This window comes from Allobosea robiniae (assembly GCF_900102525.1).
Classification (GTDB): domain Bacteria; phylum Pseudomonadota; class Alphaproteobacteria; order Rhizobiales; family Beijerinckiaceae; genus Allobosea; species Allobosea robiniae.
Window position 1 is genome coordinate 338,407 of sequence record NZ_FNBZ01000004.1, and the last position, 18,673, is coordinate 357,079.

Here is an 18,673-nt window from a genome sequence, read left to right on the forward strand (position 1 = left end):
CGGAGACGACCATGCTGGCCACCTCGACCCGGATCGCGCTCGCCAACCCGGCGGGCGTCCTGAAGCCGCTCTGCGAGCATCTCGTCGAGCATGAGGCCGTCATCACGGAACAGGGCGACACGACGCTCATCGCGCTGGACGGCAGCCACGCGCGGATCGAACTCACGACAGCCGCGCTCGATGTCCATGTCGAGGCGCCGGACCTCTCCACGCTGCTCGGCATGAAACGCGCCATCGCCAGCCACGTCATCGAATTCGCCCCGAAGGACACCACGCCGGAGATGCGCTGGACCGGCGACGGCACCGGCCCCGCCCTGCCGCCAGAATTCCGCATCCTGACGGTCACCGCCGTCGAACGGATCACGCCGCATATGGCCCGGATCCGCTTCACGGGCGAAAATCTCGCCCGCTACGACCAGATTGACGCGCTGCATGTGCGCCTTTTCATCCCCCCGGTCGGCGTGACCGAGCCGAGCTGGCCGATGGTCGGCGATGACGGTCTGCTGCTGCCCTCGCCGGCCGAGACACGCCCGCTGGTGCGCAAGTACACGATCCGCGAGATCGACGTCGCCAACGGCACGCTCGCGCTCGATTTCGTGCTGCATGAGGATGCCGGGCCGGGCTCGGCCTTCGCGTTCCGGGCCAGGGCCGGCGACCGGATCGGCATGGCCGGCCCCGGCGGGCGCGGCCTCAAGCCGGCCGAGCGCTATGTTTTCCTCGCCGACGAGACCGGTTTGCCCGCCGTCGCACGCATGCTGGAGAACCTGCCGGCGCAGGCCAAGGGGCAGGTTTTCATCGAAGTCGCCGATGCCGGCGAGGAACAGCCCCTGCGCCACCCGGCCGGCATGTCGCTGACCTGGCTGCATCGCGGCGCGGCGGCGCCGGGCAGCCTACCGCTGCTGCAGGATGCCTTCGAGACGATCGACTGGCCGGCCGACGGGCCCTCGACCTATCTCTGGGCTGCGGCGGAGCACGCCACATTCAAAGCGATCCGGGCGGCGTCGCGCGGCAAGCTCAGGCCGGAGCGCGACCAGAATCTCGTCGTCAGCTACTGGCGCGCCGGAGCCTCCGACGAGGAGCATGTCGCTGCGAAGAAGGCTGAAGCCGCGAAGGGTTGATCAGCCCTCGCGCACCGCGACCACGAACAGGCGCGGGAAGCGCAGCAGCACCTTGCCGTCGCTCTCGACGGGGTAGTGCGGCGCGATGCGCTCGAGATAACGCGCGATGAAGCCCTGCTGCTCCTCGGCCGACAGGCGGTCGAGATAGGGCTTCAGGCCGGTGCTCTTGAACCATTCGGCGATGGCTTCGAGATTGGCCAGCGCATGGACATAGGTCGTCTGCCAGATATCGACGCGGCAGCCCGCTTGACCGAGCCAACGCCGATAGTCGCCGAAGGAGCCGATCGTGGCGCGTTCGGCCTTGGCGTTCGCGAGCTTCTCCGCCCAGGGGCCATCGGCCGCGACCTCGCGCATCGCGACATGGGAGGGCTCGTTGAGGTTGTTCGGCATCTGCACGGCCAGGCAGCCGCCTGATGTCAGCGAGCGCGCCAGACGCGGGAACAACGCGGCATGATCCGGCAGCCATTGCAGCACGGCATTGGCGAAGATCAGGTCATAGCCCGCCGCATTCGACCAGCTGTTCACGTCTCCGAGGACGAAGGAGAGGTTCGGCAGGCGCTTGCGCGCCTTCTCCAGCATGTCGGGCGAGGAATCGAGGCCCTCATTGATGGCGCGGGGGAAGCGTGCGGCGACCAGCTCCGTGCTGTTGCCGGGGCCGCAGCCGAGATCGATGCAGCGCCTGGGCTCGCTCAGCGGCACGCGGGCAAGAAGATCGGCCGGCGGGCGGGTCCGCTCGTCCTCGAAGCGCAGATATTGCGCGGCGTCCCAATCCGGCTTGGCGTTCATCGCTTGCTCCTGTCGCGGCGCACTGCCTGAAGAAGCGGCGCGCTCCGCTTCTTCTAGCGCGAAACGGCGGCGTCGGCAGGCTTGCGCGCCAGAAGGGCAAAACGGGTCGAAGAAGCCAGCCTGATCGCGTCATGCAGGGGCGCCGCGCGCTGCTGCTCGCGCACGACCTGATGGTAATCGGCCGAGACGATGTCGGTGAAGCCGGCTGCCGTCAGCATCGCCTCCAGGCGCGGACGGCTCAAGCCGTCCTTGAAGTAGAAGCGGCTGGTGATCGAGGCATGGGTATCGGCGTCGATCTGGTGGACGGCTGCGCCGCGCTTCGCGCGCAGCCAGGTGCCGAAGCGATTGACCAGCGCCTGCCAGCGCGTGCGGTTGACCCAGTCGCCGTCGATGATCAGCAGGCGCCCGCCGGGGCGCAGGACACGGAACCATTCGCTGAGCGCCGCCTCCGGATCGGTCAGGGTCCAGACGAGGTGGCGGGTGATCGCCGCGTCATAGCTCGCGTCTTCATCGAGCAGGCGCTCGGCATCGCCGAGGCGGAAGCGGGCGGCCTTGCCATGCTTGGCGCGCGCGCGCTCCAGCATCGCCTCGGAGAAATCGAGCGCGGTGACGCGGTGCTTCAGCGAGAGCAGGGCACGCGTAATCTCGCCGGTTCCGCAGGCGAGGTCGAGCACGTCGAGCGGCTGCGACCCGAAGGAATCGCCGATCAGGCGCTGAAAGGCCTTCAGCTCGCGGTCCGATTTGATCGCGTGGCCGAAGGAGAGATCGAAGCTCTCGGCCCGCGCCGACCAATAGGCGCGGATCTCTTCCTTCAGGGTGAAATTGTCGTGCGTTGAGGGAGCGGACATGGCTTTAGAGGCTTTCTCGCATTTTCTTCACGCGAACCGGTACCCACTTCGCTCGAAAATGCTTCAGTGAACCTGAATATAGGGCTCGACCAGAAGCGTGCCCCGGGCCGAATGCTCCAGATGCACGCCGACGGCATATGTCTCCGAGACCGCCTCATGCGCAAGCACCTCGGCGGGCGCGCCGGCCTGCGCGATGCGCCCGGCATTCATCACCAGCACCCGGTCGGCGAAGCGCGCCGCAAGCGAGAGATCGTGGATCGCGACGACCGTGACGATGTCGCGCCGGCGCGTCGCCTCCCGGATCGTCGCCATGACGTCGAGCTGGCGGCGGACGTCGAGGGCACTGGTCGGTTCGTCGAGCAGCAGAACATCCGGCTCGCGCACCAGCGCCTGGCCGATCGCGGCGAGCTGGCGCTGGCCGCCCGAGAGCGTGGCGATATCGCGCGAAGCGAAGGGGGCCAAGCCCAGCTCCTCGATCACCGCCTCGACAGCGCGGGTATCCTCGGGCGAGGCCGCAAGCGCATAGCCGCGATGCAGGCTTTTGCGCGCCAGCAGGATGATGTCGAAGACCGAGAGCGCGACGCGCGCACCGGTATCCTGCGCGAGATAGAAGACCTTGCGCGCCCGTTCGCGCTGCGAGAGCTGCGAGAGATCATGGCCGTCCAGCGCGACCGTACCGCGCTCGGGGCGAAGGAGGCCGGCGGCACAACGGAACAGGGTCGACTTGCCGGAGCCGTTGGGGCCGACCAGCGCAGCGAGCTCCCCGCGCGGCAAGGCCTGCGTGCCCAGCCCCTGCAGGATCGGTGTCGCACCATAGCGGAAATCGAGGTCGCGAATCTGCAAAGCCATGGCTCAGACTCCCCTGCCGCGGATCGACATCACCAGGCTGATGAAGAAGGGCACGCCGATCAGCGCGGTGATAATGCCGATCGGATAGATCACGCCCGGTGTGATCACCTTCGAGACGGTCGAGGCGAGCGAGAGCAGCACGGCGCTGGCGATCGTCGCCGTCGGCAGGAAGAAGCGCTGGTCCTCGCCGACGAGCAGCCGCGCGATATGCGGGCCGACGAGGCCGATGAAGCCGATGCCGCCGACGAAGGAGACCGAGACCGCCGCCAGCAGCGAGGTCGCGATCAGGATCTCCAGCCGCAGCCGGTCGACGCGAACGCCGAGGCTCTCGGCGCGCTCGTCGCCGAGGCGCAGCGCCGTCAGCGCCCAGCCGCGCATCAGGAAGAACGGCAAGGCGAGCGCGATCAGGAGAGCGGCGACGCCGACCTTCTCCCAGCTCGCGCGGGCGAGGCTGCCCAGCGTCCAGAACACGATCTGGGTGAGCTGCACCTCGTTGGAGCGGTATTGCAGCAAAGCGGTGATGGCGTTGCAGGTGAAGAGCAGGGCGATGCCGACGAGGATCATCGTCTCGGGGCTGACGCCGCGCAGCTTGGTCATGAAGAACAGCACGAGCGAGGCCGCCAGCGCGAAGATGAAGGCATTGACCGTCACGATATAAGGGCCGGCGCCGGGGATGACGCTCCAGCCGAAGACGATCGCGACGGAGGCGCCGACCGTCGCAGCGGCGGAGACGCCGAGCGTGAACGGATCGGCCAGCGGATTGGCGAGGATGGTCTGCATGCCGGCACCGCTCAGACCGAGCATGGCGCCGACCGCCATCGCCATCAGCGCGATCGGCAGGCGCAGGTCCCAGACGATGACGGAGAGCCGCGGCGCCGCCGATTGCGGATCCACCAGCGTGCGCAGGACATCGCCGAGCGGGAGATTGCCCGGCCCGATCGAGACATCGAGCGCCAGCGCGACGGCGAGCGCGACGACGCCGATGAGGACGAGCTTCAGCCGGCGCGCATTGCGCCGGCGATAGTCCCCGGTGGCGGTTGCCGTCATGGGCAGGGTCGCGGCCATCGTCGCTCAGGCCGCCGTCACTGGAGCCTGGCCCAGAACACGCCGGAATAGGAGATCGGCAGGAATTTTTCGTGGAATTCCTTGAAGATCGCCTCCGGATCGACGTCCTTGAACCGATCCGGATAGAACTCCTTCGCCATGGCGAGCTCGGCGATGAAGTAATAGGGCATGTCGTAGAACTGATGGTAGAAGGCCATCACCTTCTTGCCCTGGACCGCCTTGAGCTGCTGGAAGCCCGGGCGGTTCATCAGCGCCACCAGCTGCTTCTGCACCTGCTCCGGCGTCGCGTCATAGCCGAGAGCTACAGCGGTGCTGCCGGGATTACTGCCGTACCAGTTGGCGCCGGTGAGGAAATAGACGTCCGGATTGTCGGCGAGCACCTTTTCCTGCGCGGCCTGCGCCTGGAAGGCCGAGAAGAACTGGCTGCCCCAGTTGCGACCGCCGGCCTCCTCGATGTAGCGGCCGAAATTGAACGGGCCGAAGGTGGCGCAGCACGGAAGCAGGCCGGCGGCGCGCTCGACGAAGACCATCGGCTTCTGCTTGTCGGGGATCGAACCGACGCGGGCATAGATGCTGCGGGTCTGGCGCAGATAGTAATCAGCGAAGGCGTTCGCCTCCTTCTCGCGGCCGAGGATGCGGCCCAGCAGCTGCACGCTCGGCAGCACGTTCTGGGTCGGGTCCTGGCGGAAATCGACGAAGACGGTGGTGATCCCGGCCTTCTCGAGCTTGGCGAGCAGCCCCGTCTCCTGCGCCTTGAAGTAGTTTGAGAGGTCAAGAATGTAGACCTCGGTGCCGAGCGAGGCGATCTTCTCCATGCTGACATCGGCGGCATAGGGGTTGCCCATGTTGGCGATGTCCTTCGCCTTCGGGAATTTGGCGAGGTACTTTGCCCAAGCGCCCGGATCGTTCTCGATCAGGTCGTTGCCCCACCCGACGACGCGCTTGAATGGGTCCTCGCGGTCCAGCATCGCCAGCGTATAAAGCTGGCGGCCCTCGCTGAGCACGATCTTCTGGGGGTCGCGGGTGACGTTCACGACGCGACCGGCGAGATCGGTGACCTCGATCGTTTCGGCAGCGGCGGCACCCGCAAACAACACGGACGCGCCGAACAGGACGGCGGAAGACAGACGGGCAAGCCAAAGGGGAGCGGGCATCGGAAGAGCATCCTGCCGGGAAAGATGCCCTCGCGCTAACACAGCCCGTCTTGGGACGGCAAAGTAATTCTGCTTGTTTTGAATCGATCTAAATTAGATCTATTCTAGAATTCATTGAGAGTGACATCGGACCTTGAAGACGACGCCCTTGCGAATCCTATCATCGTCTTACTCAACCGAGGCGTTCCGGCCCTCCATCGCCTCGCGCGCCCGCACTGCGAAACGCCGGGCGAGCGGCGCGACCTCGGCCGCGTTGGCGGCCGAGGCCGTGCCGGCGCGGACCCGGTCGGCGATGCCGACGAAGATCACCGCGAAGCGGAACAGCGCGAAGACGAGATGGAAGCGCAGGAGCGGCGCCGTCGGCACGGCATGCTCGTAGTAGTGCGCAAGGAATTCGGCCTCGGCGGGAATGCCGAGCGCGGCACGGTCGAGCCCGAGGATGCCGCCATATTCGTCGGGCGCCGTGTGCCAGGGCATGGCGCAATAGCCGAGATCGGCGAGCGGGTGGCCGAGCGTCGACAATTCCCAGTCGAGGATGCCGATCACTTCGGGCTTCTCGGGATGGAAAAGCAGGTTGCCGAGCCTGAAATCGCCATGGGCGATCGAGACCTGGCCGTCATCATCGGGCAGATGCGCTGGCAGCCAATCGGCGACCGCCTCCAATTCCGGGATCGGCTCGCCCGGCGATTCCCGGAGCTGCTTGGTCCAGCGCGCGATCTGGCGCTCGAAATAGTTGCCCGGCCGACCGAAATCACCGAGGCCGACCGCGTCGGGCCTGACCGCATGCAGCTTCGCCAGCGCCTCGGCCATGCCGAGATAGAGACCATGACGCTCGGCCGGCTCCAGCCCCGGCAGAGCGCAATCATGGAAGACCCGGCCCTCCAGCCGCTCCATCAGGTAGAAGGGCGTGCCGAGCGGCTCGGGATCGGCATGGAAGAGCACGGCGCGCGGCACCGGCACGTTCGTCTTCGACAACGCCTCGAGCACGCGGAACTCGCGGTCGATCGCATGGGCACCGCGCAAGATCGGCCCGGCCGGCTGCTTGCGCAGAACGAGGCGGCGCGTCCCCCAACCGACGAAATAGGTCGGGTTGGACTGGCCGCCGCCGATGCGTTCGAGGGCAAGCTCGCCAGCCCCGAAGCGCTCCCGCAGGAGGTTCTCCAGGGCGGCCGGATCGAAATCGACAGTGGAAAGCGCCGGCGCTGCCATCGCCTCAGCCCTGCGGCTGTCCGGCCACGGGCCAATGCCAGAAATCCCGGCCCTCCTGCGTCAGGAAGCGGTTCAACACCATCTTGTGGACCTCGTCGGCGCCATCGACCAAGCGAGCCTGACGGGCATAGCGGTAGATCCACTCCAGCACCGTGTCCTTGGAATAGCCGCGCGCGCCATTGACCTGGATCGCGACATCGGCGGCGTCGTGCAGGACATTGGCGACCTGAACCTTGGCCATCGAGACCTCCTTGCGGGCGAAGCCGCCGCGATCGAGCTCCCACGCCGCCTTCATCACCAAGAGGCGGCCGATCTCGATGCGCATGGCGAGGTCACCGAGCTTGAGCTGGATGCTCTCGCGATCGGCAAGGCGCTGGCCGAAGCCATAGCGCTCGGCGGCATAGGCCTGCGCGATCTCGATGCAGCGCTTCGACAGGCCAAGCCAGCGCATGCAATGGGTCAGGCGGGCCGGACCGAGGCGAACCTGCGTCACCTTCATGCCCTTGCCCTCGCCGGCGAGCACGTTCTCGACGGGGATTTCCAGCCCGTCGAATTCGATCTCGCAATGGCCGCCATGCTCCTCCGGCCCCATGATCTCGATGCGGCGCAGGATGCGCCAGCCCGGCTGATCGGCATGGAAGAGGAAGGCGGTGAGGCCGTTGCGCGGATCGTCCGAGGTGCGGGCGACGAGGATGAAGTGCTTCGCCTCCTCCGCGCCGGTGATGAACCATTTCCGCCCGCTGATCACATACTTGTCGCCGCGCCGCTCGGCCTTCGTCAGGATCATCGAGGGATCGGAGCCGCCGCCCGGATGCGGCTCGGTCATGGCGAAGGCGGAGCGGACCCTGCCCTCGACGATCGGCTTCAGCCAGCGCTCCTTCTGCTCGGGCGTGCCGAGTGCCTCCAGCACCATCATGTTGCCGTCATCGGGCGCAGCCGAGTTGAACACGACCGGTCCGAAGATCGAGCGGTTCATCTCCTCGTAAGCGACCGCCATGCCCATCTTGCCGAGGCCGGCACCGCCGGTCTCCGGCTTGAGCTGCAGGCACCAGAGGCCCGCGGCACGGGCTTTGGCCCGCATCGTGTCGAGCAAAGGCAACGCGATGTTGCCATGGGCGTCGTAGGAAGCCTGGTCGGCTTCCAGCGGCAGGATCTCGTGCTCGACAAAGGCGGCGATGCGCGCGCGATAATCCTCGATGCGGGGAGAAATCTCGAAATCCATGGCGGTGCTCACAGGGACGAAACGAGGTGGCCGCCATCGACCTCGATGGTGGAGCCGGTGATGTAGCTGCCGGCGCTCGACGCAAGCAGCAGCAGGGCGCCGTCGAGCTCTTCCGGCTGTCCGAGCCTGCGCTGCGGGATGCGCTTGATCAGCTGCAGCCCGGCTTCGGTCGCGAAGAAATCGCGGTTGATGTCGGTCTCGATATAGCCGGGGCAGAGCGCGTTGACGCGGATACGATCGCGCGCCCATTCGAGCGCAAGCGCTTTGGTCAACTGGATCACGCCCGCCTTCGAGGCCGCATAGGCGCTGACGCCGCCAGCGACGCGATGGCCGAGGATCGAGGCGATGTTGACGATTGTGCCGCCGGTGCCGCTCTCGCGCATGCCGCGCGCCACCGCCTGAGCGACGAGGAAGACGCCCTTCAGATTGGTGTCGAGCACCGCATCCCAATCCGCTTCGGACAGATCAGCCGCCGGGCCGGCGCCGCTGATGCCGGCATTGTTGATCAGGATGTCGAAATGCCGGCCGGCGAGCGCCTCCGCGACCGAGACCGCGTCAGCCACGTCAAGCACAAGGCCTTTCGCGCTGCCGCCCGCCCTGGCGATCTCCGCGCCCGCCTCATCCAGGGCGGATTGTCTGCGGGCCGCCAGCGTGACCTCCACACCATGATGCGCGAGCAGCCTGGCGAAATGCAGCCCCAGCCCACCGGACGCACCTGTCACCAGGGCCGTCTTCCCCGAAAGATCCTCGAACATCAGGCATCCCGCTTCGAACAGCCGCAACTGTCGGCCGGTTGTCGGCCGCGATCAAGGCGCCCGCCATGCAAAAAGCCCGACGCATCGCGCCGGGCTTCTGCCAATTCATGACGGCCGATCGACGGCCGCCCTGTCACTGCCAGGTCTGGCGGCCGTACCACTCGTCGACATCGCTGCGGGCCTTGTCCTTGGCGAGGCCGTAGCGTTCCTGGATCTTACCTTCGAGCTGGTCGCGCTTGCCGGCGATGACGTCGAGATCGTCATCGGTCAGCTTGCCCCACTGCTCCTTGACCTTGCCCTTGAGCTGCTTCCAGTTTCCTTCGACGCGGTTCCAGTCCATCGGGACCTCCTCATGCGAGTGTGGATTCAGGGAAACAACGCCCCAGTGGCTGGATTGTTCACTGACCGCCTCATCAGAACGGCGGATGCGCGGCAATCCGGACGCGATCGATGATGAAGCGAAGGAGATGATCCATGCGCTTCCTCATCGTGACTTCGCTGGCCGCGGCGCTCGCGGGCGGGCTCGTTCCGGCCGCGGCCCAATCCCAGCAGCAGCAGAACGTCATGACTCATATCGGACGCGCCGTGGCGCTCAACAACAAGTGCCCGGCGCTCAAGCCCAACAACCTGATCATCGGCATGGTGACACGCCAGCACGGCATCGCCATGAACCGCGCGCCCTACAGCGACATCATCGTCGCCAAGGGCGCGGAGTACGCCCGCGAGATCGCAGCCCTCGATCAGCAGGCCGCCTGCGATCTCGGGCGGAAGCTCTATGGCCCGCAGGGCGAGAAGGTGCCGAACTTTCTGCGTTAAGGCCGCAACTCATAAATACCCGGATAAAAATCTTGCCTTATTAAAACCCGGGCATTATTGAACCCCCATCGAACAAGATGGGTTGCACCGATGCAGATCGCGGACAGGAAGGCGGCCACGGCCGCCTACAAGGAACGGAAGACGGTGGCGGGCATCTTCGCCTTCCATTGCGAGGCGGCCGGGCTGACCTGGGTCGGCCGCGCGCCCGATCTTTCAACCATCGAGAACCGGCTGCGCTTCACGCTGCGTCATGGCAGTCACCGCCAGCGCTCCTTGCAGGCCGCCTGGAACGCAAATGGCCCCGAGGCTTTCCGCTTCGAGGCGCTCGAAAGGCTGGAAGACGAGGACATCGCCTATGTGCTGGATCGCGTGCTGAAGGAGCGCCTCGCCCATTGGCAGGCGAAGCTCGGCGCCGAGGCGCTCTAGGCAGCGAAATGAAGCGGTGCTGGCGCGCCGCTCAATCGTCCATCTTGAGGGCGGCGATGAAGGCTTCCTGCGGGATTTCGACCTTGCCGAACTGCCGCATCTTCTTCTTGCCTTCCTTCTGCTTCTCCAGAAGCTTGCGCTTTCGGGTCGCGTCGCCGCCATAGCACTTGGCGGTCACGTCCTTGCGCAGCGCCCGGATGGTCTCGCGGGCGATGATCTTGCCTCCGATCGCGGCCTGGACCGGGATCTGGAACATATGCGGCGGGATCAGGTCCTTGAGCTTCTCGCACATGGCACGGCCACGGGCATCGGCGCGCGAGCGATGGACCAGCATCGAGAGCGCGTCGACCGGCTCGGCATTGACCAGGATCGACATACGCACGAGGTCGCCCTCCCGATAGTCGGTGATCGCATAGTCGAAGGAGGCATAGCCCTTCGAGATCGACTTCAGCCGGTCGTAGAAGTCGAACACGACCTCGTTCAACGGCAGGTCGTAGACGACCTTGGCGCGCGAACCGACATAGGACAGGTCGGTCTGGATGCCGCGGCGATCCTGGCAGAGCTTCAGGACGGAACCGAGATACTCGTCCGGCGTGAAGATCGTCGCCTTGATCCAGGGCTCCTCGATGAATTCGATCTTCATCACGTCCGGCATGTCGGCCGGGTTGTGCAGTTCGAGCGTCGAGCCGTCGCGCAGCTTGAGATGGTAGACCACCGACGGCGCGGTCGAGATCAGGTTGAGGTTGAACTCGCGCTCCAGTCGCTCCTGGATGATCTCCAGATGCAGAAGCCCGAGGAAGCCGCAGCGGAAGCCGAAGCCGAGCGCAGCCGAGGTCTCCATTTCATAGGAGAACGAGGCGTCGTTCAGCCGCAGCCGGCTCATCGCGGCGCGCAGCACCTCGAAATCGGCGGCGTCGACCGGGAAGATGCCGCAGAACACCACCGGCTGCACCGGCTTGAAGCCCGGCAGCGGTTCGGCGATCGGCTTCTTCTCGTCGGTGATGGTGTCGCCGACGGCGGTATCCGCGACTTCCTTGATCGAGGCGGTGAAGAAGCCGACCTCGCCGGGGCCGAGCTGCTTGACCTCGGTCATCTTGGGCTTGAACACGCCGACGCGATCGACGCCATAGGAGGCGTTGGCCCGCATCATCCGGATCGTCATGCCCTTCTTGAGCACGCCATCGATGACGCGCACGAGCACGACGACGCCGAGATAGGCGTCGTACCATGAGTCGACCAGCAGGCACTTGAGCGGCGCGTCGGGATCGCCCTTCGGCGCCGGCAGCTTCTCGACGATCGCCTCCAGCACGCCCTCGATGTTGAGGCCGGTCTTGGCCGAGATCGGCACGGCCTCGGACGCATCGAGCCCGATCACGTCCTCGATCTGCTGCTTGATGCGCTCGGGTTCGGCGGCCGGCAGGTCGATCTTGTTGAGGACGGTGACGATCTCGTGGTTGGCGTCGAGCGCCTGATAGACGTTGGCGAGCGTCTGCGCCTCGACGCCCTGCGAGGCGTCGACCACCAGGAGCGAACCCTCGCAGGCCGCGAGCGAGCGCGAGACCTCATAGGCGAAGTCGACATGGCCGGGGGTGTCCATCAAGTTCAGGACATAGTCCTTGCCGTCCTTGGCCCGGTAATCCAGCCGCACCGTCTGCGCCTTGATGGTGATGCCGCGCTCCTTCTCGATATCCATCGAGTCGAGGATCTGGTCGCTCATGTCGCGGGCCGCGACGGTGCCGGTCTGCTGGATCAGACGGTCGGCCAGCGTCGACTTGCCGTGGTCGATATGGGCAACGATCGAGAAGTTGCGGATATTGTCGATGGAACGGGTGCTCATGCGCGCGCCATAGCAGTGATGCTGCGTGGCGCCAAGCGGCTGGCCGCAAAAGGCTCCTCTATGGCCGCACTTGCAATTCCAATATCTAAGAATTATTCTCCGTTCATGGAGCTCGACCACGATACCGAGATCGACCGGCTGCTCGGGCAGCGCCTCAAGGCGGCCCGCCAGCGCCATGGCCTGACGCTCGATGCGCTGGCCGAGCGCAGCGGCGTCAGCCGCGCCATGATCTCCCGCGTCGAGCGCGGCGAATCGAGCCCGACTGCGGCACTGCTGGTCCGGCTCGGCTCCGGACTCGGCCTCTCGCTCTCGGCGCTGCTGGAAGAGGATGCAGGAAGCGGGCCGCTAGCGCGCCGCGACGCGCAACCGGTCTGGCGCGATCCAGCGAGCGGCTATCTGCGCCGCAACGTCTCGCCACGCGGGACGGGGTCGGGCTTCGAGATCGTCGAGGTCGAATTGCCCGGCGGAGCGGAAGTGCGGCTCGACAACGCGACCGGTGCGGCGGCGCTCGACCAGCAGATCTGGGTGCTGCGCGGCCGGCTCGACCTCACCGTTGAAGGCATCCGCCACGAGCTCGCCGAGGGCGACTGCCTGCAGATGCATCTGCGCGGCGCGATCATCTACCGCAATCCGGGCACCGCGCCCGTCCGCTACGCCGTCATCCTCGTCGCGGGAAGCGGCGCCTTTCCGGGACATATCGCATGAACGCGAGCGCTTTCACCGTTGCCATCGAGATACTCGACGCCAAGGCTGCCGAAACCACTATTCCGGCTCTCGCGGAAATCCTGCGCGACAGCGTCGCCAACGGTGCTTCGGTCGGCTTCATGAGCTGGAACACCGCCGCCGACTACGAACGCTTCTGGCGCGATGTCGCGGCGGGCGTCGCGGGCGGACAAGTCATCCTGCTGATTGCCCGAAACGAGGACGGCATCGTCGGCACGGCACAGCTTCACCTGATCGGCAAATCGAACCAGCCGCACCGGGCCGAGATCGCCAAGGTGCTGGTCCATTCGCGCGCGCGGCGGCAGGGTATCGGCGAGGCGCTGATGCAGCGCGCCGAGGCGATCGCGCGGGAGAAGGGTCGCGACCTGCTGGTGCTCGATACCGACGAGCACAGCGCCGCGCGCCGGCTCTATAACCGGCTGGGCTGGACCGAGGCCGGCACCATCCCGCGCTATGCGCTGATGCCGGATGGCGCCGATTGCGGCTCGACGTTTTTCTACAAGAGCCTCGTCTGAGGCTCAGCCCTCGGCGCTGCCGCGGATGTAGGGCTCGACCGGGCCCTTGAGCGTGATCGTCATCGGCCGGCCGAAGCGGTCCTTGGCATTGCCGGCGGAGACCTTCACCCAGCCCTCGGAGACGCAATATTCCTCGACATTGGTCTTCTCGACGCCCTTGAAGCGGATGCCGATATCGCGCGCCAGCACCTCTTCGTTATAGAAGGGGCTGTCCGGATTGACGGAAAGACGGTCGGGAAGCTGCTCGGACATGGCTCGCACCTGAATTGCAGAAACTGTTGCTTTGCCCGCTCGATAACCGCTTCCGCCCGCAAAGCCAACTCAGGGACTTGAGGCTGGCTTAGCGGCTGCCGTCGAGCAGCCGCCCGACGACCTTGGCGGTATAATCGACCATCGGAACGATGCGGGCGTAGTTCAGGCGCGTCGGCCCGATGATGCCGACCACGCCGACGATGCGCTGCTCGGCGTCGCGGAAGGGCGCGGCGACCATCGACGAACCCGACATCGAGAACAGCTTGTTCTCCGAGCCGATGAAGATGCGCACGCCGTCGCCATCCTCGGCGCGCGTCAGCAGGTCGATGACATCGGTCTGCGTCTCCAGATCGCCGAACAGCATGCGGATGCGCTCGAGATCCTCCTGCGCCCGGAGATCGTCGAGCAGGTTGGCCTGGCCGCGCACGATGAGATGGCGGTCGCTGCCGGGGCCGGCCTGGGTCGCGATGCCGCTTTCGACGAGCCGGGCCGTCAGCGCGTCGAGCTCGCGCTCCATCAAGGCGCGCTGCCCGCCAATCTCGCCGCGCAGTTCGGCTAGCGTCTTGCCGAGGATGCGGGCGTTCAGGAAATTCGCGGCCTCGCTCAGCGCCGAGGCCGGCAGGCCGGGGGGCAGCGCCAGCAGGCGGTTCTCGACCGTGCCGTCCTCCGAGACGAGCACGACGAGGGCGCGCAGCGGATCGAGCCGGACGAATTCGATATGCTTCAGCCGGACATCGGCCTTGGTGGTGACGACGACGCCGGCGCCGCGCGACAGGCCGGAGAGCAGCGCAGAGGCTTCCGTCAGGGTCTGGTCGAGATTGCGATTGCTGGCGGCGACCCTGATCTGGGCCTCGATGCGCGAGCGTTCGTCCGCGGTGAGATTGCCGACCTCCATCATCGCATCGACGAAGAAGCGCAGCCCCCGCTCGGTGGGCAAGCGACCGGCCGAGGTATGCGGCGCATAGATCAGCCCGGCCAGCTCCAGATCGGTCATGACATTGCGCACCGTCGCCGGCGAGAGCGCCATCGGCAGCAGGCGGGCGATGTTGCGCGAGCCGACGGGCTCGCCCGTCGTCAGATAGCCGTCGACGATCTGGCGAAAGATCTCGCGCGAGCGCTGGTCGGTCTCGACCAGGCCGCTGATCGTCTCGGGGCGGGGCGTATGCGCGCTCATGAACCTTTTTCAGGCGAAATGTCGGTCTCGTCCTATTGTCGTCACGACGGAGGCGCGGATCAAGGGGCAAGCCCCGCCCGCGCCTTGCCGTGCGCGGCGCAAGCGCCTACAAGCCGCCACTTCCCCGCAAGACAGGACAGTTTCATGCGACCCTCCAAACGCGCCGCCGACGAGATGCGCAAGGTCACGCTCGAACGCGGCGTGGTGCGCTATGCCGAGGGGTCCTGCATGGTGACGTTCGGCGAGACCAAGGTGCTCTGCGCCGCGACCGTCGAGGAAAAGGGGCCGCCGTGGCTGCGCGGCACCGGCAAGGGCTGGGTCACCGCCGAATATTCGATGCTGCCGCGCGCCACCCATGAGCGGACGCGCCGCGAGGTCACCTCGGGCAAGCCTTCGGGCCGCACGCAGGAAATCCAGCGCCTGATCGGCCGCTCGTTGCGCGCCGTCGTCGATCTCACCGCGATCGGCGAGCGCCAGATCGTCGTCGATTGCGATGTCCTCCAGGCTGATGGCGGCACGCGCACGGCTTCGATCACCGGCGCCTGGGTCGCGCTGCATGACGCGCTGAAATGGATGGAAGGGCGCGGCCTGCTCAAGGGCACCAACCCGCTCAAGGACCATGTCGCCGCGATCTCCTGCGGCATCGTCGCCGGCAACCCCGTGATCGATCTCGACTATGTCGAGGATTCCGGCGCGCAGACCGACGCGAATTTCGTCATCACGGGCTCCGGAGGCATTGTCGAGGTGCAGGGCACGGCCGAAGGCGCGCCCTTCTCGGAAGAAGAGCTGCTCGCGCTGCTCAAGCTCGCCAAGGGCGGTGTCGCCAAGCTCGTCACGCTGCAGAAGGCGGCGGTGGCCTGAGCATGAGCCCGCATCGCCTCCTCACCGGCAAGGTCGTGATCGCGACCCATAACCAGGGCAAGTTGCGCGAAATGCGCGAGTTGCTGGCGCCCTACGGCATCGAGCTCGTCTCGGCCGGGGAGCTCGGCCTGCCCGAGCCGGTCGAGGATGGCTACATGTTCTCGGAGAATGCGGCGATCAAGGCGGTCGCTGCGGCGAACGCCAGCGGTTTGCCGGCGCTCTCCGACGATTCCGGCATCTGCATCGACGCGCTCGACGGCGCGCCCGGCCTGTTCTCGGCCAACTGGGCCGGACCGGGCAAGGATTTCGCCCCGGCGATCGGGCGGGTGCAGATGGAGTTGGCGAAGCGCGGCGCCACCACGCCCGAGACGCGCAAGGCGCATTTCGTCTCGGCGCTGGTCATCGCCTGGCCGGACGGACATCAGGAGCTGTTCGAAGGCCGCGTCTTCGGCACGGTGACCGAGCAGGCGCGCGGCCTGGGCGGCTTCGGCTACGATCCCATCTTCCTGCCCGACGGGCATGACAAGACCTTCGGCGAGATGACGGCGCAGGAGAAGCACGGCATTCCGGCCGATGGCTCGCCCGGGCTGTCGCATCGCGCGCGAGCCTTCCATGTCCTCGCTGCCGCTTGTCTGAGGAAGCCGGCGTGAGCGCCCCGGCCGCCCTCACTGAGCGGCCTTCCACCTCGCATCCGACCGCGGATGCGGGCTTCGCCGTCTATGTGCATTGGCCGTTCTGCCTGGCCAAATGCCCCTATTGCGACTTCAACTCGCATGTGCGGCTGCAGCCGCCGGACCAGCAGCGCTACATCGCCGCCTTCCGTCGCGAGATCGCACATCGCGCCGCGCTGGTGCCCGGCCGCACGGTCTCCTCGATCTTCTTCGGCGGCGGCACGCCCTCGCTGATGGAAGGCCGCACGGTCGGCGCGATTCTCGATGCGATCGGCGAGCACTGGGCCGTCGATCCCAATTGCGAGGTCTCGCTGGAGGCCAACCCGACCAGCGTCGAGGCCGGGCGCTTCCGCGATTTCCGCGCGGCCGGCGTCAACCGCGTCTCGCTCGGCGTGCAGGCGCTTAACGATACCGATCTCAAGGCGCTGGGCCGGATGCATTCGGCCGAGGAAGCGCTGGCAGCCGTCGCGATCGCGCGGCAATATTTCGAGCGCTATTCCTTCGACCTGATCTATGCCCGCTCACCCTTGCAGACGCCGGCCTTGTGGCGCGCCGAGCTGGAGCTGGCGATCAGCCATGCGGCCGAGCATCTCTCGCTCTACCAGCTCACCATCGAGCCCGGCACCGCCTTCGAGCGGCTGTTCCGCGCCGGCAAGCTCGCCATCCCCGATCACGATGCGGGTGCGGCGCTCTACGAGACGACGCAGGAGATCACCGCCAGGCACGGCCTGCCGGTCTACGAGATCTCGAACCACGCGCGGCCCGGCGCCGAATGCCGGCACAACCTGGTCTACTGGCACTATGGCGAATATGCCGGCATCGGCCCCGGCGCCCATGGCCGGTTGGTGACGGCTGAGGGCCGCATGGCGCATTCCACGGAGAAGCGGCCGGAAGTCTGGCTGGAACGCGTCGAAGCCGAGGGCCATGCGCTGGTCGAGAACGACCGGCTCAGCGAAGAGGCCCAGGGCGACGAATATCTGCTGATGGGCTTGCGCCTCGTCGAGGGCATCGATCCCCAGGTGTTCAAGGCGCTGTCGGGTCGCGCGCTCAACGCCAGGCGCGTCGCCAGCCTGATCGAGCAGAAGCTGCTGATGGAACGCGCAGGCGGGCGGCTCGCGGCAACGCCTGATGGCGCGCTGCTGCTCGATGCGCTGGTGGCCGATCTGGCGGCTTGAACTACGCGGAGCTTACAGCGTCATGCTCGCCCTCGTGGCGAGCATCCACGTCTTGAACACGATCTTCGACGAGTGAAGACGTGCATAGTCGGGACAAGCCCGACCATGACGAAGAGCGCGAAATAAATCGCTCAGCCCTTTCCCAACCGCGCCCCGGTCTTCGGATCGAAGATGTGGATCTTGTCGGGATCGACGGTGATCCAGAGCCGGCCTTCCTGCGCCGCGACCTCGCCCGTCGCCGCCTGCATCACGAAGGGCTGGCCGGCGAGCTTGCCGTGGAAGAGCTGGGTCGCACCGAGTTCCTCGATGAACTCGACGTCGAAGGGCAGCGAACCGGCCTGGCCTTCGGAGGCGATCTCGACATCCTCGGGGCGTAAGCCCACCTCGACCGGGGCCTGCGCCGCCAAATCCTCGCGCAGATCGCGCACCTCGATGATCGCGTCGCCGAGCGCGACGATGCCGGGGCCGTCGACCATGCCGGGCAGGATGTTCATCGGCGGCGAGCCGATGAAGGTCGCGACGAACTTGCTCGCCGGCTTGCGGTAGACCTCGGCGGGCAGGCCGATCTGCTCGACCTGGCCGGCATTCATCACCACAAGCTTGTCGGAGAGCGTCATCGCCTCGACCTGGTCATGCGTGACGTAGATCGCGGTGACGCCGAGCGCGCGCTGCAGCTTCTTGATCTCGACGCGCATCTGCACGCGCAGCTTGGCGTCGAGGTTCGAGAGCGGCTCGTCGAAGAGGAAGACCTGCGGCTTGCGCACGATGGCGCGGCCCATGGCGACGCGCTGGCGCTGGCCGCCGGAGAGCTGGCGCGGCCGGCGCTCGAGGAAGGGCTCGATCGCCAGGATGCGGGCGGCTTCCCGCACGCGCTTGTCGATCTCGTCCTTCGGCGTGCCGCGATTGCGCAGGCCATAGGCCATGTTGTCGTAGATGTTCATATGCGGGTAGAGCGCATAGTTCTGGAACACCATGGCGATGTCGCGGTCGGCCGGCTCGATCTCATTGACGACGCGGCTGCCGATCGACACCTCGCCCGACGAGATCGTCTCCAGTCCGGCGACCATGCGCAGCAGCGTGGACTTGCCGCAGCCGGAGGGGCCGACGAGCACGCAGAAGCCGCCGTCGGGGATGTCGAACGAGACGCCCTTCACGGCCTCGACGCCGCCGGCATAGACCTTCTTGACGTTGGTGAGGGTGACCTGAGCCATTCGCGG

At 66.6% G+C, this 18,673-nt stretch carries 21 protein-coding genes; 8 read left to right on the plus strand and 13 right to left on the minus strand.

The features are described 5' to 3' along the window. The first annotated feature begins 11 nt into the window (after positions 1-11). Positions 12-1,118, plus strand: coding sequence for a siderophore-interacting protein (locus tag BLQ70_RS13405; protein WP_170843407.1), 1,107 nt, complete (start codon positions 12-14; stop codon positions 1,116-1,118). Here the strand turns inward: BLQ70_RS13405 and tam are convergent, their stop codons facing one another. The 9 genes from tam to BLQ70_RS13450 all read right to left on the minus strand — a co-directional run bounded on the left by tam (position 1,119) and on the right by BLQ70_RS13450 (position 9,346). After that, complete coding sequence (gene tam / locus BLQ70_RS13410) at positions 1,119-1,904, minus strand: trans-aconitate 2-methyltransferase (protein WP_091857379.1); 786 nt, start codon at positions 1,902-1,904, stop codon at positions 1,119-1,121. It lies immediately after the preceding gene. A 53-nt stretch (positions 1,905-1,957) separates the two neighbouring features. Next, on the minus strand, positions 1,958-2,752 hold the full coding sequence (locus BLQ70_RS13415) for a class I SAM-dependent methyltransferase (RefSeq protein ID WP_091857380.1): 795 nt from the start codon (positions 2,750-2,752) through the stop codon (positions 1,958-1,960). A 63-nt stretch (positions 2,753-2,815) separates the two neighbouring features. After that, the gene (locus BLQ70_RS13420) at positions 2,816-3,601 is read right to left on the minus strand and encodes an ABC transporter ATP-binding protein (protein WP_091857381.1); all 786 of its coding nucleotides are present in this window, start codon (positions 3,599-3,601) and stop codon (positions 2,816-2,818) included. Positions 3,602-3,604: 3 nt separating this feature from the next. Then, positions 3,605-4,648, minus strand: a complete 1,044-nt coding sequence (locus BLQ70_RS13425) for a FecCD family ABC transporter permease (protein ID WP_091857784.1) — start codon at positions 4,646-4,648, stop codon at positions 3,605-3,607. A 35-nt stretch (positions 4,649-4,683) separates the two neighbouring features. Then, positions 4,684-5,820, minus strand: coding sequence for an ABC transporter substrate-binding protein (locus BLQ70_RS13430; RefSeq protein ID WP_091857382.1), 1,137 nt, complete (start codon positions 5,818-5,820; stop codon positions 4,684-4,686). A 168-nt stretch (positions 5,821-5,988) separates the two neighbouring features. Then, positions 5,989-7,029: a phosphotransferase family protein gene (locus BLQ70_RS13435; protein ID WP_091857383.1), complete on the minus strand. Its 1,041-nt coding sequence runs from the start codon at positions 7,027-7,029 to the stop codon at positions 5,989-5,991. Between the two features lie 4 nt (positions 7,030-7,033). Continuing rightward, on the minus strand, positions 7,034-8,251 hold the full coding sequence (locus BLQ70_RS13440) for an acyl-CoA dehydrogenase family protein (protein WP_091857384.1): 1,218 nt from the start codon (positions 8,249-8,251) through the stop codon (positions 7,034-7,036). 8 nt (positions 8,252-8,259) lie between these two features. Further along, positions 8,260-9,006 carry an SDR family NAD(P)-dependent oxidoreductase gene (locus BLQ70_RS13445; RefSeq protein WP_061970911.1) on the minus strand — a complete coding sequence of 249 codons (747 nt, stop codon included), beginning with the start codon at positions 9,004-9,006 and terminating at the stop codon, positions 8,260-8,262. A gap of 133 nt (positions 9,007-9,139) precedes the next feature. Then, positions 9,140-9,346 carry a CsbD family protein gene (locus BLQ70_RS13450; protein ID WP_061970912.1) on the minus strand — a complete coding sequence of 69 codons (207 nt, stop codon included), beginning with the start codon at positions 9,344-9,346 and terminating at the stop codon, positions 9,140-9,142. Positions 9,347-9,480: 134 nt separating this feature from the next. Between BLQ70_RS13450 and BLQ70_RS13455 the strand changes: the two genes are divergently transcribed. Both BLQ70_RS13455 and BLQ70_RS13460 read left to right on the plus strand, forming a co-directional pair. After that, on the plus strand, positions 9,481-9,822 hold the full coding sequence (locus BLQ70_RS13455) for a hypothetical protein (protein WP_061970914.1): 342 nt from the start codon (positions 9,481-9,483) through the stop codon (positions 9,820-9,822). Positions 9,823-9,912: 90 nt separating this feature from the next. Next, positions 9,913-10,248 carry a GIY-YIG nuclease family protein gene (locus BLQ70_RS13460; protein ID WP_061970916.1) on the plus strand — a complete coding sequence of 112 codons (336 nt, stop codon included), beginning with the start codon at positions 9,913-9,915 and terminating at the stop codon, positions 10,246-10,248. A 31-nt stretch (positions 10,249-10,279) separates the two neighbouring features. Here BLQ70_RS13460 and lepA read toward each other — a convergent pair whose 3' ends face one another. Next, positions 10,280-12,085 carry a translation elongation factor 4 gene (lepA, locus tag BLQ70_RS13465; protein ID WP_091857385.1) on the minus strand — a complete coding sequence of 602 codons (1,806 nt, stop codon included), beginning with the start codon at positions 12,083-12,085 and terminating at the stop codon, positions 10,280-10,282. A gap of 105 nt (positions 12,086-12,190) precedes the next feature. Here lepA and BLQ70_RS13470 point away from each other — a divergent pair, with 105 nt between their 5' ends. Continuing rightward, positions 12,191-12,790, plus strand: coding sequence for a helix-turn-helix domain-containing protein (locus BLQ70_RS13470; protein ID WP_091857386.1), 600 nt, complete (start codon positions 12,191-12,193; stop codon positions 12,788-12,790). Further along, positions 12,787-13,323, plus strand: a complete 537-nt coding sequence (locus BLQ70_RS13475; RefSeq protein WP_091857387.1) for a GNAT family N-acetyltransferase — start codon at positions 12,787-12,789, stop codon at positions 13,321-13,323. The genes BLQ70_RS13470 and BLQ70_RS13475 overlap by 4 nt, the downstream gene beginning before the upstream one ends. A 3-nt stretch (positions 13,324-13,326) precedes the next feature. Here BLQ70_RS13475 and BLQ70_RS13480 read toward each other — a convergent pair whose 3' ends face one another. Next, complete coding sequence (locus BLQ70_RS13480; RefSeq protein ID WP_061970923.1) at positions 13,327-13,575, minus strand: DUF3297 family protein; 249 nt, start codon at positions 13,573-13,575, stop codon at positions 13,327-13,329. Positions 13,576-13,663: 88 nt separating this feature from the next. Continuing rightward, positions 13,664-14,749: a heat-inducible transcriptional repressor HrcA gene (gene hrcA / locus BLQ70_RS13485; protein WP_091857388.1), complete on the minus strand. Its 1,086-nt coding sequence runs from the start codon at positions 14,747-14,749 to the stop codon at positions 13,664-13,666. Between the two features lie 144 nt (positions 14,750-14,893). On the opposite strand from hrcA, the gene rph reads away from it, so the two are divergent. From rph to hemW, 3 genes are read left to right on the plus strand one after another with little or no spacing between them, the layout of a single operon-like run. After that, positions 14,894-15,610: a ribonuclease PH gene (gene rph / locus BLQ70_RS13490; RefSeq protein WP_061970926.1), complete on the plus strand. Its 717-nt coding sequence runs from the start codon at positions 14,894-14,896 to the stop codon at positions 15,608-15,610. Between the two features lie 2 nt (positions 15,611-15,612). Continuing rightward, positions 15,613-16,260: an RdgB/HAM1 family non-canonical purine NTP pyrophosphatase gene (gene rdgB / locus BLQ70_RS13495; protein ID WP_091857389.1), complete on the plus strand. Its 648-nt coding sequence runs from the start codon at positions 15,613-15,615 to the stop codon at positions 16,258-16,260. Then, positions 16,257-17,456: a radical SAM family heme chaperone HemW gene (gene hemW, locus BLQ70_RS13500; RefSeq protein WP_091857390.1), complete on the plus strand. Its 1,200-nt coding sequence runs from the start codon at positions 16,257-16,259 to the stop codon at positions 17,454-17,456. Before rdgB ends, hemW begins: the two co-directional genes overlap by 4 nt. Before the next feature lie 131 nt (positions 17,457-17,587). On the opposite strand, the gene BLQ70_RS13505 is transcribed toward hemW, so the two are convergent. Further along, positions 17,588-18,667 (minus strand): sn-glycerol-3-phosphate import ATP-binding protein UgpC, encoded by a 1,080-nt coding sequence (locus tag BLQ70_RS13505; RefSeq protein WP_091857391.1) that lies wholly within the window; start codon positions 18,665-18,667, stop codon positions 17,588-17,590. Positions 18,668-18,673: the final 6 nt, after the last annotated feature.

Coding starts and splice junctions, on each gene's coding strand:
- BLQ70_RS13405 (WP_170843407.1), top strand. CDS start 12: ATGCTGGCCACCTCGACCCGGATCGCGCTCGCCAACCCGGCGGGCGTC.
- tam (WP_091857379.1), bottom strand. CDS start 1,904: ATGAACGCCAAGCCGGATTGGGACGCCGCGCAATATCTGCGCTTCGAG.
- BLQ70_RS13415 (WP_091857380.1), bottom strand. CDS start 2,752: ATGTCCGCTCCCTCAACGCACGACAATTTCACCCTGAAGGAAGAGATC.
- BLQ70_RS13420 (WP_091857381.1), bottom strand. CDS start 3,601: ATGGCTTTGCAGATTCGCGACCTCGATTTCCGCTATGGTGCGACACCG.
- BLQ70_RS13425 (WP_091857784.1), bottom strand. CDS start 4,648: ATGACGGCAACCGCCACCGGGGACTATCGCCGGCGCAATGCGCGCCGG.
- BLQ70_RS13430 (WP_091857382.1), bottom strand. CDS start 5,820: ATGCCCGCTCCCCTTTGGCTTGCCCGTCTGTCTTCCGCCGTCCTGTTC.
- BLQ70_RS13435 (WP_091857383.1), bottom strand. CDS start 7,029: ATGGCAGCGCCGGCGCTTTCCACTGTCGATTTCGATCCGGCCGCCCTG.
- BLQ70_RS13440 (WP_091857384.1), bottom strand. CDS start 8,251: ATGGATTTCGAGATTTCTCCCCGCATCGAGGATTATCGCGCGCGCATC.
- BLQ70_RS13445 (WP_061970911.1), bottom strand. CDS start 9,006: ATGTTCGAGGATCTTTCGGGGAAGACGGCCCTGGTGACAGGTGCGTCC.
- BLQ70_RS13450 (WP_061970912.1), bottom strand. CDS start 9,346: ATGGACTGGAACCGCGTCGAAGGAAACTGGAAGCAGCTCAAGGGCAAG.
- BLQ70_RS13455 (WP_061970914.1), top strand. CDS start 9,481: ATGCGCTTCCTCATCGTGACTTCGCTGGCCGCGGCGCTCGCGGGCGGG.
- BLQ70_RS13460 (WP_061970916.1), top strand. CDS start 9,913: ATGCAGATCGCGGACAGGAAGGCGGCCACGGCCGCCTACAAGGAACGG.
- lepA (WP_091857385.1), bottom strand. CDS start 12,085: ATGAGCACCCGTTCCATCGACAATATCCGCAACTTCTCGATCGTTGCC.
- BLQ70_RS13470 (WP_091857386.1), top strand. CDS start 12,191: ATGGAGCTCGACCACGATACCGAGATCGACCGGCTGCTCGGGCAGCGC.
- BLQ70_RS13475 (WP_091857387.1), top strand. CDS start 12,787: ATGAACGCGAGCGCTTTCACCGTTGCCATCGAGATACTCGACGCCAAG.
- BLQ70_RS13480 (WP_061970923.1), bottom strand. CDS start 13,575: ATGTCCGAGCAGCTTCCCGACCGTCTTTCCGTCAATCCGGACAGCCCC.
- hrcA (WP_091857388.1), bottom strand. CDS start 14,749: ATGAGCGCGCATACGCCCCGCCCCGAGACGATCAGCGGCCTGGTCGAG.
- rph (WP_061970926.1), top strand. CDS start 14,894: ATGCGACCCTCCAAACGCGCCGCCGACGAGATGCGCAAGGTCACGCTC.
- rdgB (WP_091857389.1), top strand. CDS start 15,613: ATGAGCCCGCATCGCCTCCTCACCGGCAAGGTCGTGATCGCGACCCAT.
- BLQ70_RS13505 (WP_091857391.1), bottom strand. CDS start 18,667: ATGGCTCAGGTCACCCTCACCAACGTCAAGAAGGTCTATGCCGGCGGC.